Genomic DNA, 13,485 nt, shown 5'->3' with positions numbered 1-13,485 from the left:
AGACCACCCCGGGACATGTCAGAAATCAAGGGGCATTTGTCATTTCAGCCTTACCCACATCGCGCAATGATCACTCACCAGCACATGTAAACGGAGCACCCCCATGTCAGACGCTGCTACAGATCTCGCCCCAGCCCCCGTCAAGATTGGCTTCCTCATTTACCCGATGGTCACTGCCCTTGATGCATTGGGACCAGCGCAAATCCTGTCGGCGGTGCCCGGCGCACAGATGCATTACATCTGGAAGGAGAAGGCGCCGGTCGCATCAGACTCCGGCTACACCATCAATCCAACCCATGACTTTGATGACTGCCCGCAATTGGACGTTATCTGCGTGCCAGGCGGGTTTGGACAGGTAGACATCATGAATGACGAGGCTGTTCTTGGGTTCCTGCGCACGCAGGGCCAGGACGCCAAATATGTAACTGCGGTTTGCACGGGTTCATTGCTTCTGGGCGCTGCCGGTTTGTTGGACGGCTATGAAGCCAGCTGTCACTGGGCATGGCACGAGCAACTGGCGCTGGTAGGAGCAACGCCCAAGCAGGGCCGCGTGGTGCGTGACCGCAACCGGATGACCGGGGGAGGCGTGACTGCCGGCATCGACTTTGGCCTGACGCTTGCCGCCGAGCTGGCCGGAGAGGACGTGGCAAAGCTGCTGCAGCTGTCCTTCGAGTATGATCCGCAACCACCATTCGTGGGCGGGCACCCCACCAAAGCGGACCCGGCAACCCTGGAACTCTCAAGGGCCTTCATGGCGGACGGTGTGGCGTCCATGGCTGAGGCTGCAAAGCAGGCACAGGCCAATAAGGACAAGGCCCGCGCTGCGGCGGAGTAACGCTTACCTCCGGCATAATTGAGGGGTAAGGCGTCTCAAAAGAGGCTTCCGGTCATACATGGACCGGGAGCCTTTTATGTCTGACACCCAATATTTTACCGCTGACGACCTGAAACTTGCCTACACGGTTTCGGGCGAGGGTCCGCCGCTTGTGCTCATTCATGGCTGGCCGTTTCACAAAGCCAACTTCCGTCATCTGATCCCGCTGCTGTCGCAGTCCTACACCTGTTACGCGCTTGACTCTGCGGGCATGGGTGAGAGCGAATGGACCAAGGACACGGATCTGGGATTCCATGCCCATGTGGATCGCACCATGGCGTTTGTCGATCATCTGGGACTTACGGACTACGCGGTCCTGGGTCATGACACGGGCGGCACCATTGCCCGACTTCTTGCAGTGAAAGACGCTGCTCGTGTGACCTCGGTCACGGCGATTGATACGGAAATCCCGTTCCAGTTTCCGCCAACGGTGACGCTGTTGCAGAAGCTGCACCGCAATCCGCTCACAAGGCTCATTCTCAAGGCGGCCTTGTCGTCCGAGACATTTGTCAAATCAGGCAGCGGCTATGGCGGGTTCTTTGCCGACGCGTCGCATTTCACGGACGACTTCATGCAGCTGTTTGTTCACTCATGGCACCGCACGCGCCATGCCTATGACGGGTTGATGGCATATCTCTGCGCTGTGGAACCGGTGATCGTGGATACTCTGGATCAGGTGCACGCGGATACCAACGTCCCCATGCTGTTCATCTGGGGCACGCGTGATCCGATTTTTCCGGTGAAGTACGCGCGGGAGATGGTTGCCAACATTCCCGGCGATGCGCGCCTGATTGAAATCGACAAGGCCCGTTTCCTGCCGCATGAAGAACAGCCGGAGGCTGTGGCGGAGGCGGTACTGGCCTTTCTCCAAAAAAGCGATGTCGCGGCCTGATGCTGGATCCCCCGGTCAAGCCGGGGGATGGCGATCAAGTGGTTGGATCGTCAGATTCCAACAGACGCCATTGTCCGGTTTAATCGGACAATTCACCTAGCGGCTGGCGACTTTCGTCCGTGTCTTGCTACGCGCCTTCGACTTGGTCTTGGCTTTTGCCTTGGTCTTCACCTTAGGGGAGGCTTTCTTTGCCGCCGCCTTGCGCTTGGGTGCCGGTTCAGGCTCTTCGGCTGCTGCCTTACGCATGGGACGGCGCGAGGCTGCCGCTGACGCTCTGGCCAATGCGGTTTTCTTCTTGCGCTCTTCTGACTTGGGCGCTGCCTTGCGGCTCTTCTTGAGCAGCGGCTTGAGATAGTCGCCGGTGTAGCTGCGCGGTTCAGCGGCCACGTCTTCGGGTGTGCCCTGGGCCACGACCTCGCCACCTCCATCACCGCCCTCAGGACCAATGTCGATGATCCAGTCGGCGGTCTTGATGACCTCGAGGTTGTGCTCGATCACAACAACCGTATTGCCCTGATCCACCAGCTCATGCAGCACATCCAGCAGCTTTGCGACATCGTGAAAATGCAGGCCGGTTGTCGGCTCATCCAGAATGTAAAGTGTGCGGCCGGTGGCGCGCTTGGACAGTTCCTTTGACAGCTTCACCCGCTGGGCTTCGCCGCCGGAGAGCGTCGTCGCCTGTTGACCGATCTTGATGTAGCCAAGGCCGACCTGTTTAAGAGTTTCAAGCTTGTCGCGCACGGCGGGCACGGCCTTGAAGAAGGTGGCGCCGTCTTCAACGGTCATGTCCAGCACGTCGGCGATGGATTTGTCGCGGAACTTTACTTCAAGGGTTTCGCGGTTGTAGCGCTCGCCATGGCAGACATCGCATTGCACATAGACGTCCGCCAGGAAGTGCATCTCGATCTTGAGAACGCCGTCACCCTGGCAGGCTTCGCAGCGGCCGCCCTTGACGTTGAAGGAGAAACGTCCCGGCGTGTAGCCACGGGTCTTGGCTTCCGGCAGGCCTGCAAACCACTCGCGGATCGGGGTGAAAGCGCCCGTATAGGTCGCGGGGTTGGAGCGTGGCGTGCGGCCAATGGGTGACTGATCAATGTCGATGACCTTGTCGAGGAACTCGATGCCCTCGATCTTGTCATGGGCACCGGGCTGGGCGCGGGCGTTCATCAGTCGGCGCGACAGGGCAGGGTAAAGCGTGTCCACCAGCAGCGATGACTTTCCCGACCCGGAGACGCCGGTCACGCAGACAAACGCTCCAAGCGGGAAGTCCGCATCCACATCCTTGAGATTGTTTTCTCGCGCGCCCTTGATGGTGAGCTTGCGGCCATCCACCGGGCGACGTTCATGGGGCAGTTCGATCTGCCGCATGCCCACGAGGTATTGGCCGGTCAGGCTTTCGCCAGACTGCATCACCTGCTTGGGCGTCCCGGCGGCCACCACAGTTCCGCCATGGACGCCGGCACCGGGGCCCATGTCCACCACATAGTCAGCATCCATGATGGCTTCTTCGTCATGCTCGACGACAATGACCGTATTGCCGATGTCGCGCAGGCGCTTGAGGGTTTCGAGCAGACGGGTGTTGTCGCGCTGGTGCAGACCGATGGATGGCTCGTCCAGCACGTACAGCACACCGGTCAGACCGGAGCCGATTTGCGAGGCAAGGCGAATGCGCTGGCTTTCGCCACCGGACAGCGTGCCAGAGCCGCGTGACAACGTGAGATAATCAAGGCCAACATCTACCAGGAAGCGAAGCCGCTCGCGGATTTCCTTCAGAATACGCCCGGCAATCTCGTTCTGCTTTTTGGTGAAACTCTTGTCGACCGTTGAAAACCACTCATGGGCTTCGCGGATGGAAAAGTCGGCGACGTCACTGATGTGGAGCGTTGCAATCTTGACCGCGAGCGCTTCGGGTTTCAGGCGGTTGCCACCACAGGACTCACATGGATGGGCGGACTGGAACCGGGCCAGCTCTTCGCGCATCCAGGCTGAATCTGTTTCGCGCCAGCGCCGCTGAATGTTGCCGACAACGCCTTCAAACGTCTTCTTGGTCTTGTAGGAGCGGATGCCGTCGTCGTAGTGGAATTCGACTTCTTCCTTGCCGGTGCCAAACAGAATGGCATTGCGGAGTGTTTCCGACAGATCGCTCCATGCGTCGTTCATGGACCCGCCATAGTGATCCACCAGTGCCTGCAATGTCTGGGTGTAGTAAGGCGAGGTCGTCCCCGTCTTGGCCCAAGGCGCAACAGCACCCTGACGCAGGCTCAGGGAGGGTTCCGGCACCACCAGATCGGGTTCGAACTGAAGCTCTGTGCCCAGACCATCACAGGCGGGGCAGGCGCCGAACGGATTGTTGAACGAAAACAGCCGCGGCTCAATTTCTTCAATCGTGAAGCCTGACACCGGGCAGGCGAATTTCTCTGAGAAGATGAGCTGACGCGGATTGCCATCGTCGTCTATTTCGTCGGCGAACTCTGCAATGGCGATGCCTTCAGCCAGCCGCAGGGCTGTTTCCATACTGTCAGCCAGGCGGCCTGCAATATCCTTGCGGACAACAAGACGATCCACCACGACTTCAATGTCGTGTTTCTTTTTCTTGTCGAGCTTGGGGACGTCTTCCAGCTCGTAGAACTCGCCATCGACCTTCACGCGCTGGAAGCCTCGCTTGAGCAGGTCGGCAAACTCCTTGCGGTATTCGCCCTTGCGGCCGCGGATCATCGGGGCGAGCAGGAACAGACGCGTGCCTTCCTCGAGTGCCAGCACCCGGTCCACCATCTGGCTGACGGTCTGGCTCTCAATGGGCAGACCTGTGGCCGGCGAATAGGGAATGCCGACGCGCGCAAACAGCAGGCGCATGTAGTCATAGATTTCGGTGACGGTGCCGACTGTCGACCGCGGGTTACGGGAGGTGGTCTTCTGCTCAATCGAAATCGCCGGCGACAGGCCTTCGATGTAGTCCACGTCCGGCTTTTCCATCATCTGCAGGAACTGCCGTGCATAGGCAGACAGGCTCTCTACGTACCGGCGCTGGCCTTCGGCATAGATCGTGTCAAAGGCAAGCGAGGACTTTCCCGACCCGGACAGGCCAGTGATGACCACCAGCTTGTCGCGCGGCAGTTCGACGTCCACACCTTTGAGATTGTGCTCGCGGGCGCCTTTGACAGTGATATTGCGAAGTCCGGTCAAGTGGTCAGTCCTGTGATTGGGTGTCGTGCAAATTGCGCGTCAAACGAAAGCGCAAATGATGATCGTCGTGATAGGTGCCTTCTCCGTCGGGCTGCATGCCTATGCGCTTTGCCACCTGAATGGAGGTTTCGTTCGACGGCAGGATGACTGCGTAAATAGGGTCAATGTTCAGCACATCAAACCCGTAAGCAAACAAGGCAGCCGCAGCTTCGGTGGCGTAGCCATGGCCGCGCGCCGTCTCCAGCAAATGCCAGCCGATTTCGATCATGCCTGTGTCATCCAGAGGCTGAAGCATCACGTGGCCAAGCTGGACATCCTCGTCCCTGGCAAAGGCTGCCCATGCGCCCAATCCTCTGTGAGCATCTTCAAACAAAGCGCCGGACTCGAAATAGTCGGTCTGCTGCTGCTCGGTATAAGGCGCTTCCCGCCACCAATAGATTGCAGGGTCCGTCGTCACCCGGCAAAAAGCCTCTACGGTGGCCGGAGCAAGGCCATAGGGCACCAGTCGCAGGCGCTCTGTCAGCAGAAGCGGCAAGCCGTTGGGGCTTTTGGACTGGGACGTTTGCTCAGGCATGGAAGGTAATACGCGACCGGCGAAATCGGATTTGGGTGAGACGGGAGGATGAAAGGCGGCGCAGTGTGCTTAGTGTGTTGGCTCAAGTCGATTCGGCATGCTAAGAACATATCAGGAACACCTGCATTTGTTGTGGATTAAATCCGGTGCAGTGGAGCGAACGGCGCGATTATCAGCTACCGTTCGCGCAACTCAATAACGTCCCACGTCACTGCCGTGCTCCGGCATACGCGGCGAGAAGACCCATCCAAGGAAAGGCCCGCACCATGGCAGGCAGTGTCAACAAAGTTATCCTCATCGGCAATCTGGGCGCAGACCCTGAAGTCCGGCATACGCAGGACGGCAAACCGATCGTCAATCTGCGCATCGCGACATCGGAAAGCTGGCGCGACCGAAATTCCGGTGAGCGCCGTGAGCGCACGGAATGGCACCGCGTCGTGATCTTCTCAGAAGGCCTGGCAAAGATCGCGGAGCAATATCTGAAGAAGGGCTCGAAGGTCTATCTCGAAGGCCAAATCCAAACGCGCAAATGGCAGGACCAGTCCGGTCAGGATCGCTATTCAACGGAAGTGGTGCTGCAGGGCTTCAACTCGACCCTCACCATGCTTGATGGCCGTAGCGACAGCGGCGGCATGGGTGCCGGCTCCGGCGGCGGGGGCGGCGGCCAGTCCCGGCCTGCTGCAGCGGCTGCAGGCGGTGGCGCAGACGACTTTGGCGGCGGCGACTTCGACGACGAAGTGCCTTTCTAGCGCTCAGCTCCCTATCGCCCCCACGCAGGTGACGCCCTCATGAAAGTCGGATTGATCGGCGCGCATGGCTTTATTGGCAGCCATGTTGCGCGTCGGTTAATTCGAGCTGGTCACGAGGTCACAGGCTTTGGCCGCGATCTTGATCTGGGACGGCGACTTGTCCCGGCTGTTGAATGGCGGCCCTGCGATCTCAACACGGACACGGATGCGCATATCTGGGCAGAGCGCCTGGACGGCTGCGATATGCTCGTCAACTGCGCGGGCGTTCTTCAAAAGACATCCAGAGATGACCCGGCCGCCATTCATGGTGCCGCGACCTGCGCCCTTTTTGATGGTGCTCTTAAGGCGGGGGTCCAGCGCATCATTCATATCTCTGCACTTGGCGCGGATGATGATGTGGATACGGACTATTCCAGGTCAAAACGTGTTGCCGACACATATCTGGCCGGGCTCGACGCGGACTGGATCATTCTCAAACCATCGCTTGTGGTTGCCCGAGAATGTTATGGCGGCACAGCCATGGTGCGCCTGCTGGCTGGCCTGCCCGGGGTCGTGGCAATTCCCGAACAGGCGAACATTGTATTTCAGCCCGTCGCCATGGATGACTTGACCAACGGCATCCTCAGATTGACCGACGCCAACGCCCCCTCTCGCCTGACGCTGGCGGTGACCGGGCCCGTGGTTCAGGACCTCACCGAAATCGTGCAGACCATCCGAGCATGGCTGGGGTTTGGGCCTGCGCGTATTGTGGCTGTTCCCGGGTGGGCCATGCGGCCGGTGATCCTGGCAGCGGACCTGCTTGGCTATCTGGGTGTTGAGACGGCTTTGCGGTCCACCTCGTTCAAGCAGACTGAGAAACCCAACACAGCAGATCATGTTCCCTTTGAAGAGGCGACGGGTCTCAAGATGCAGCCCATTGGGACTGCGCTTGCAGATGACCCGGCCTCCCGCGCGGACCGGCGCGATGCCCGACTGGCCGCGCCCCTGATTGCCCTGCGTGTGCTGTTGGCGGTCTTCTGGGTTGCGACAGGCATCGTCACGCTTGCAGGCATTTCGCACGCGGCGCAGGCCGATGCTGCTCTTGCCTTAACCGCACTCGTTGGCGGCACGGGAACGCTGGGGGCGATCATTGCCACCTCATGTCTCGATATTTTGCTCGGCATCTGGCTGATCACCGCGCGCGACCTGTGGCGGCCCTGCGTGGCACAGATACTGCTCAGCCTTGGCTATATTGGCGGCCTGACCTTGCTGGCACCGGAGATGTGGGCTGATCCGCTCGGGCCGCTTCTAAAGGTTGTGCCGATCATCGGGGCAACAATTGTCCTCGCCGCGTCTGGAGCGCGCCGATGATGGACGCGTTCCTGATCTGGAAATGGATCCACATCCTTAGCGCCGCTGTGCTGTTTGGCACCGGGCTGGGCATCGCGTTTTTCATGTTCATGGCACATCGCACCGGCAGCCCGGTTCTCATTGCGGGGGTTGGCCGCATTGTTGTCGTCGCGGATTTTCTTTTCACCGCAACAGCCGTCGTGGTGCAGCCTGTCAGCGGCATCGCACTGGCCGTGTTGGCAGGCTACAGCCTGCTGGATGAGTGGCTGCTGGCGACCTATGCCCTTTATGTTCTGATCGGGTGTTGCTGGCTGCCGGTTGTCTGGATCCAATGGAAGATGCAGAAGCTGGCGCAATATGCAGCGGACACGAGCGATGATCTGCCCGCGCAATATCACCAGCTGTTTGCATGGTGGTTCTGGCTTGGCTGGCCAGCGTTTGCCTCAGTCATGGGCATCTACGTCTTGATGCTGCTGCGTCCGGCACAGGTTTTCTAGGTCAGACCCCAAACAGGCGCTGAGACCCTAGCTGATGCCCGTTGCATCCTTGATGGCGTCAGTCATTCCGACACTCTTGAGCAGCAAAGCGCCTTCGATTGTCAGCAGCAGGCCGGCGGCCTCTGATCTGCGTTTTCTGGGGGACGCGCTCTTGAGCTGTGCGTGGCCCCAGTCCAGAAACCGCTCTCCAAGCTGCTGGCCGACGGCGCGATAGAACGCGTCTCCGTGGGCGGCAAGAGCTGATATCTCGAGCCACATGCGCATATAGGGCCACAGATCATCATCCAGCGCCGCCTTCAGCAGGGCCGGCTGCAGCTTTTCCAGGGGGATGGGCTGTGGGGCCGCCCGGTCCCCAAGAATGATCTCCAGGCGATCCCCGATCACGCCCAGCGTCGCGGTGATGATCTCATTCTTGTCCTTGAAGTAATACAGCAGCATGCGGTCGCTGGTTTCAGCTGCGTCCGCCAGGGCGCGCAGACTTGACGCGGAAAGCCCGTCCGACAGGACATGGTCCGCGAGACGCTCCAATATTGCAGACCGGCGATCATCGGATTTGGCCACGGACTATCCTGTTGCAGGGGACGAAAAGACTGCTGACATAGCGGATATGACGGGAATTGCCGCGCTTGTGTCAATTTGTCTGCGTATCATCACGCAAGAATCCAAAAGCTGCAGTCCCGACAGATTTCCATAAGGCGGTTTCCATGACCATTGATGTGCTCGACACCCTTCATGACCCCGGCAAGATTGGCGGTGCCAACGACGACAATCTGGGCCACTCCGGCGATTACGCATGGGTGTTTGACGGGGCAACAGGACTGGTGGAGGAGCAGCTCACCGGCACCGCCAGCGACGCAGCCTGGCTGTCACAGGCAGGCACCGACGCCTTGCAGGCGCGCGCGCCAAGCCATCGCGGTCCTCTGGCAGCACTCGTGGACGAGGTCATTGACGATGTGACGCAGCGCTTTGAGGCTGAGGGCCATCGACAGCCGCAGGAGCGCTATGAACGGCCTACGGCGTCGCTCATTCTCGTCCGGCAGGTCGGCGGTGTTCTGGAGTGTCTCAACTTCGGGGACTGCAAGATCCTCCTGCGCGATGGCACCGGGATGTTCCGGACGTTCGGGAGCAGCGAGGAGAGCGAGGCCTATGAAAACCACCTCGCCACACGTTTTTCCGAGCAACGCAAAGAACAGGGCGACACGGGCGAGCCGAACCAGCACCGCAGCTCGATCCTTTCGCGCCTGCGCAAGGTGCGCAACCGCCACAATGTATCGGGCGGGTACTGGGTGTTTGCGTTGGATGCGGGCGCGGCAGAACACGCGCGGACGGCGACTTTTGACTTTGAAGCGCCGGCGGTTGCCCTTTTGATGACCGACGGGTTTGAGGCGCTGGCAGGGGACTATGGCCGCTACACGGAAGAAGAGCTGCTTGACGCGGCCCTTGCGAAGGGCCTGACCGCCTTGAAGGATGAGCTTCGGCATATTGAGAGGGAACTTGACCCCGAAGCGCATCAATTTCCGCGCTTCAAGCAGTCCGATGACGCAACCGCCATGCTGGTCAAAATCGGCTGAGTCTTTGCCTGTGGTGCAGATTTTGGATTGGCTTTGCGGGACGCCGACACAGCGCGTGAAACCGCCCAAAATAGATGCCATTTTTCACATTAAAAACAAGGACTTACCGAGTGCTCTTTGCTGCTCGTGTGAGCACTGCCCCGGTTTGCTGCCGACCGCACCGGGTGCTAGTTTTCAGAGTGCGTTTTCGACGCGATTCCGCACAGTGTTGAAAGTCCCGATGCGCTGCTTGTGAGCCTGCGCAACGCGGGCTTTTTGGCCAAATGATGAAACAACAGAAGCAAGCCGCTCAGTGTCAGATATCGACGACAACGAACCCGTGGAAGATCCCGTAACATCCGAAGGCGCCGGTGACGGCGCTGGAGGAGAGCCGCCTGCGGGTGGCTCAGATGGACCTTCCGATGGCCCCGGTGAAGGCATAGGCCGCATCTCAATCGAAGATGAGATGCGCAGTTCTTATCTCGACTATGCCATGAGCGTGATCGTGTCGCGTGCGCTGCCTGACGCCCGTGACGGCCTCAAACCTGTGCACCGCCGCATTCTGTTTTCGATGAATGAGAACGGCTACGACTGGAACAAGCCGTACCGTAAATCTGCCCGTGTCGTCGGTGATGTGATTGGTAAGTATCACCCGCACGGGGACCAATCGATCTATGACGCGCTGGTGCGTATGGCGCAGGACTTTTCCCTGCGCCTGCCGCTGCTGGACGGGCAGGGCAATTTTGGCTCTGTTGACGGCGATCCCCCGGCAGCCATGCGTTACACCGAAGTGCGGATGGGCAAGCCGGCCCACGCACTGCTGGAAGATATCGACAAGGATACGGTCGATTTCCAGAACAACTATGATGACAGCGAGCGCGAGCCGGTTGTGCTGCCCGCACGCTTTCCAAACCTGCTGGTCAATGGTGCCGGCGGCATTGCCGTCGGCATGGCGACCAACATTCCGCCGCACAATCTTGGCGAAGTGGTCGACGCCTGCATTGCAACGCTGGATACGCCGACAATCGGCATTGATGACCTGATGCAGATCGTGCCGGGTCCGGATTTTCCGACCGGCGGCATGATCCTTGGCCGCTCCGGCATCAACACGGCCTATCGTGATGGCCGCGGCTCTGTCGTCATGCGCGGCAAGGTTCACATTGAACAGACACGCGGTGATCGCGAAGCCATCGTCATCACCGAAATTCCCTATCAGGTGAACAAGTCGTCGATGGTGGAGAAGATTGCCGAGCTGGTGCGCGAAAAGCGCGTCGAAGGTATTTCTGATCTACGCGATGAAAGTGACCGCGACGGCATGCGTGTCGTCGTCGAACTGAAGCGGGATGCGGTCTCGGACGTTGTCCTGAACCAGCTCTATCGCTTCTCACAGCTTCAGACGTCCTTTGGCTGCAACATGATTGCGCTGAATGGCGGTCGGCCGGAAGTGCTGACCCTCAAGGGGTTCATTGATGCGTTTCTCGCGTTCCGCGAGGACGTTGTTACCCGCCGGACCAAGTTCGAGCTCAACAAGGCCCGCGACCGTGCGCACGTGCTGGTTGGCCTGGCCATTGCCGTTGCCAACATCGACGAAGTCATTCGTCTGATCCGCAGCGCACCGGACCCGGCAACGGCCCGCCAGCAATTGATGGATCGCGACTGGCCGGCCGCTGATGTGGCGCCGCTGGTGCAACTCATTGCGGACCCGCGCCACGTGCTGACGGACGGCAATACGCTGCGCATGAGCGAGGAACAGGCCCGTGCCATTCTTGACCTGCGCCTGCAACGCCTGACAGCCCTTGGCCGTGACGAGGTCGGCGATGAGCTCAAGGGTCTTGGTGAAAAGATCGAGGATTATCTCGAGACGCTGCGATCAAAAGAGAAACTCTCCGGCATCATCCGCGACGAGCTACAGGCGGTGCGCGACGAGTTTGCGACGCCGCGCCGGACGGAAATCATGGAGTCCCTGGGCGACTTCGAAGACGAAGACCTGATCCAGCGTGAAGAGATGGTGGTGACCGTTTCTCACGGTGGCTACATCAAGCGCGTGCCGCTGGATACCTATCGGGCGCAGCGCCGGGGCGGCAAGGGCCGTTCGGGCATGGCGACGAAGGATGAGGATTTCGTCAGCAGCATTTTTGTTGCCAATACGCATACGCCCATCTTGTTCTTCTCTTCGGAGGGCATGGTCTATCGCCTGAAGGTCTGGCGTTTGCCTGCGGGCTCGCCGCAGTCGCGCGGCAAGGCAATGGTCAATCTGCTGCCGCTGAAAGAAGGCGAGCGCATTACCACCGTCATGCCGATGCCTGAGGATGAAGAAAGCTGGGGCGACCAGCAGCTGATGTTCGCCACCCGCAAGGGCAATGTGCGGCGCAATCAGCTCTCTGATTTCGTCCGCATCAATGTCAGCGGCAAGATTGCCATGAAGCTGGACGATCCTGAGGACGGCATCCTGGGTGTTGCCATCTGCACTGAAGATGAAGACGTTCTGCTGACCACGGCAAAGGGCAGGGCGATCCGCTTCCCGGCGACGGATGTGCGTGTGTTCACCGGACGCACGTCAACCGGTGTCCGCGGCATCCGGCTCGACGACGATGACGACGTGATTGCCATGGCTATGTTGCATCATACCGGCGCCACACCAGCTGAGGCGCGGGCCTATCTGAAGCAGGCCAAAGTCATGCGCGCGGCGGTGGATGATGACGCGCCTGTGGAAGAAGCCGACGACGCCGCGGACGAGTCGGGCGATGACGTCACACTGTCACCTGAGCGATACGCGGAACTTGGCGCGCATGAACAATTCGTGCTTGCGGTATCGGTCAACGGCTTTGGCAAACGCACGTCCTCCTACGAGTACCGAACGTCGGGTCGTGGCGGCAAAGGCATCATTGCCATGACGGTGACGCCGCGTAACGGCAAGCTGGTGGCGGTGTTCCCTGTGGATGAAGCAGACCAGATCATGCTTGTGACAGATGCCGGGCAGCTCATCCGCTGCCCGGTCAATGACGTGCGTGTGGCCGGACGGGCGACCCAGGGTGTCACCATTTTCCGCACGGCTGATGAAGAGAGCGTGGTGTCAGTTTCCCACATCGCAGACGCTTCAAACGATGATGAAGACGAAACAGCCGGTAACGATGATGACGGATCGTCAGATAATGACGACACGCCAACCCTCGACGAACCGGGTTCTGACGGCTAAAACGACGATCAAATCCGGGCTGCAAGCGTGGAAATACCGCCCAGCGGTTCAACAGGACAACAAACAAAACGGGAGCCGGCCGGAATGATCAAACGGACGGGGCTGTATCCGGGGACTTTTGACCCGATTACCAATGGCCACCTAGACATCATTAACCGTGCACTGAAGATGGTGGACCATCTTGTGATCGGTGTTGCTATCAACCGCGACAAGGGGCCTTTGTTTGCCCTCGAGGATCGCGTGGCAATGGTCGAGGAGGAGGTGGGGAAGCTCATCAAGGCCTCTGACATCAAGACCACAGTCAAAGTTCAGCCCTTTGAATCCCTGCTGATGCATTTCGCAGAGGAAATCGGCGCGCAAATGATCATCCGTGGACTGCGTGCTGTGTCCGACTTTGAATATGAATTCCAGATGGCGGGCATGAATGAACGCCTTAATCCGGACATAGAGACAGTGTTCCTGATGGCAGAAGCGCAGCATCAGGCTGTCGCCTCGCGGCTTGTAAAAGAGATTGCGCGGCTGGGTGGTGACATTTCACATTTCACCACACCAATGGTCCAGGAGCGTTTGCTGGCCCGTTTTGCCGAACTCAAGCAGGCTGCATCCTGATCTGGCGCCACCTCAGCACAAGACACTTTTGG

The 13,485-nt window shown here is 59.5% G+C and carries 11 protein-coding genes; 8 read left to right on the top strand and 3 right to left on the bottom strand.

All coding sequences use genetic code 11. The annotated features are described in order from the left end of the window. The first annotated feature begins 103 nt into the window (after positions 1-103). Both BN1012_RS06900 and BN1012_RS06895 read left to right on the top strand, forming a co-directional pair. Positions 104-835, top strand: coding sequence for a DJ-1/PfpI family protein (locus BN1012_RS06900; RefSeq protein ID WP_043949063.1), 732 nt, complete (start codon positions 104-106; stop codon positions 833-835). Between the two features lie 76 nt (positions 836-911). Beyond that, complete coding sequence (locus tag BN1012_RS06895; protein WP_043949062.1) at positions 912-1,766, top strand: alpha/beta fold hydrolase; 855 nt, start codon at positions 912-914, stop codon at positions 1,764-1,766. Between the two features lie 96 nt (positions 1,767-1,862). Here BN1012_RS06895 and uvrA read toward each other — a convergent pair whose 3' ends face one another. Beyond that, the gene (gene uvrA / locus BN1012_RS06890) at positions 1,863-4,949 is read right to left on the bottom strand and encodes an excinuclease ABC subunit UvrA (RefSeq protein ID WP_122381353.1); all 3,087 of its coding nucleotides are present in this window, start codon (positions 4,947-4,949) and stop codon (positions 1,863-1,865) included. A 4-nt stretch (positions 4,950-4,953) separates the two neighbouring features. Then, a complete protein-coding gene (locus BN1012_RS16760; protein ID WP_052534725.1) occupies positions 4,954-5,523 on the bottom strand; it encodes a GNAT family N-acetyltransferase in 570 nt (189 codons plus the stop codon). A 266-nt stretch (positions 5,524-5,789) separates the two neighbouring features. On the opposite strand from BN1012_RS16760, the gene BN1012_RS06880 reads away from it, so the two are divergent. The 3 genes from BN1012_RS06880 to BN1012_RS06870 are packed head-to-tail and all read left to right on the top strand — an operon-like array spanning position 5,790 to position 8,098. Beyond that, entirely contained in the window at positions 5,790-6,272 is a 483-nt protein-coding gene (locus BN1012_RS06880; RefSeq protein ID WP_043949061.1) for a single-stranded DNA-binding protein, read from the top strand. Between the two features lie 39 nt (positions 6,273-6,311). Further along, the gene (locus tag BN1012_RS06875) at positions 6,312-7,622 is read left to right on the top strand and encodes an SDR family oxidoreductase (protein WP_043949060.1); all 1,311 of its coding nucleotides are present in this window, start codon (positions 6,312-6,314) and stop codon (positions 7,620-7,622) included. Beyond that, positions 7,619-8,098 (top strand): DUF2269 family protein, encoded by a 480-nt coding sequence (locus tag BN1012_RS06870; RefSeq protein ID WP_197538344.1) that lies wholly within the window; start codon positions 7,619-7,621, stop codon positions 8,096-8,098. The genes BN1012_RS06875 and BN1012_RS06870 overlap by 4 nt, the downstream gene beginning before the upstream one ends. A 27-nt stretch (positions 8,099-8,125) precedes the next feature. On the opposite strand, the gene BN1012_RS06865 is transcribed toward BN1012_RS06870, so the two are convergent. Next, on the bottom strand, positions 8,126-8,659 hold the full coding sequence (locus BN1012_RS06865) for a TetR family transcriptional regulator (protein WP_043949059.1): 534 nt from the start codon (positions 8,657-8,659) through the stop codon (positions 8,126-8,128). Positions 8,660-8,802: 143 nt separating this feature from the next. On the opposite strand from BN1012_RS06865, the gene BN1012_RS06860 reads away from it, so the two are divergent. The 3 genes from BN1012_RS06860 (at position 8,803) to coaD (ending at position 13,453) form a co-directional block, all read left to right on the top strand. Continuing rightward, a complete protein-coding gene (locus tag BN1012_RS06860; protein ID WP_043949058.1) occupies positions 8,803-9,669 on the top strand; it encodes a protein phosphatase 2C domain-containing protein in 867 nt (288 codons plus the stop codon). 445 nt (positions 9,670-10,114) lie between these two features. After that, entirely contained in the window at positions 10,115-12,844 is a 2,730-nt protein-coding gene (gene gyrA, locus BN1012_RS06855; protein WP_081826491.1) for a DNA gyrase subunit A, read from the top strand. Between the two features lie 84 nt (positions 12,845-12,928). Continuing rightward, entirely contained in the window at positions 12,929-13,453 is a 525-nt protein-coding gene (coaD, locus tag BN1012_RS06850; protein WP_043949057.1) for a pantetheine-phosphate adenylyltransferase, read from the top strand. Positions 13,454-13,485 lie beyond the last annotated feature (32 nt).

The organism is Candidatus Phaeomarinobacter ectocarpi, assembly GCF_000689395.1.
In the GTDB taxonomy this organism is placed as follows: Bacteria; Pseudomonadota; Alphaproteobacteria; order CGMCC-115125; family CGMCC-115125; genus Pyruvatibacter; species Pyruvatibacter ectocarpi.
This window is presented reverse-complemented; position numbering and strand designations above follow the sequence as displayed.

Coding starts and splice junctions, on each gene's coding strand:
- BN1012_RS06900 (WP_043949063.1), top strand. CDS start 104: ATGTCAGACGCTGCTACAGATCTCGCCCCAGCCCCCGTCAAGATTGGC.
- BN1012_RS06895 (WP_043949062.1), top strand. CDS start 912: ATGTCTGACACCCAATATTTTACCGCTGACGACCTGAAACTTGCCTAC.
- BN1012_RS16760 (WP_052534725.1), bottom strand. CDS start 5,523: ATGCCTGAGCAAACGTCCCAGTCCAAAAGCCCCAACGGCTTGCCGCTT.
- BN1012_RS06880 (WP_043949061.1), top strand. CDS start 5,790: ATGGCAGGCAGTGTCAACAAAGTTATCCTCATCGGCAATCTGGGCGCA.
- BN1012_RS06875 (WP_043949060.1), top strand. CDS start 6,312: ATGAAAGTCGGATTGATCGGCGCGCATGGCTTTATTGGCAGCCATGTT.
- BN1012_RS06870 (WP_197538344.1), top strand. CDS start 7,619: ATGATGGACGCGTTCCTGATCTGGAAATGGATCCACATCCTTAGCGCC.
- BN1012_RS06860 (WP_043949058.1), top strand. CDS start 8,803: ATGACCATTGATGTGCTCGACACCCTTCATGACCCCGGCAAGATTGGC.
- gyrA (WP_081826491.1), top strand. CDS start 10,115: ATGCGCAGTTCTTATCTCGACTATGCCATGAGCGTGATCGTGTCGCGT.
- coaD (WP_043949057.1), top strand. CDS start 12,929: ATGATCAAACGGACGGGGCTGTATCCGGGGACTTTTGACCCGATTACC.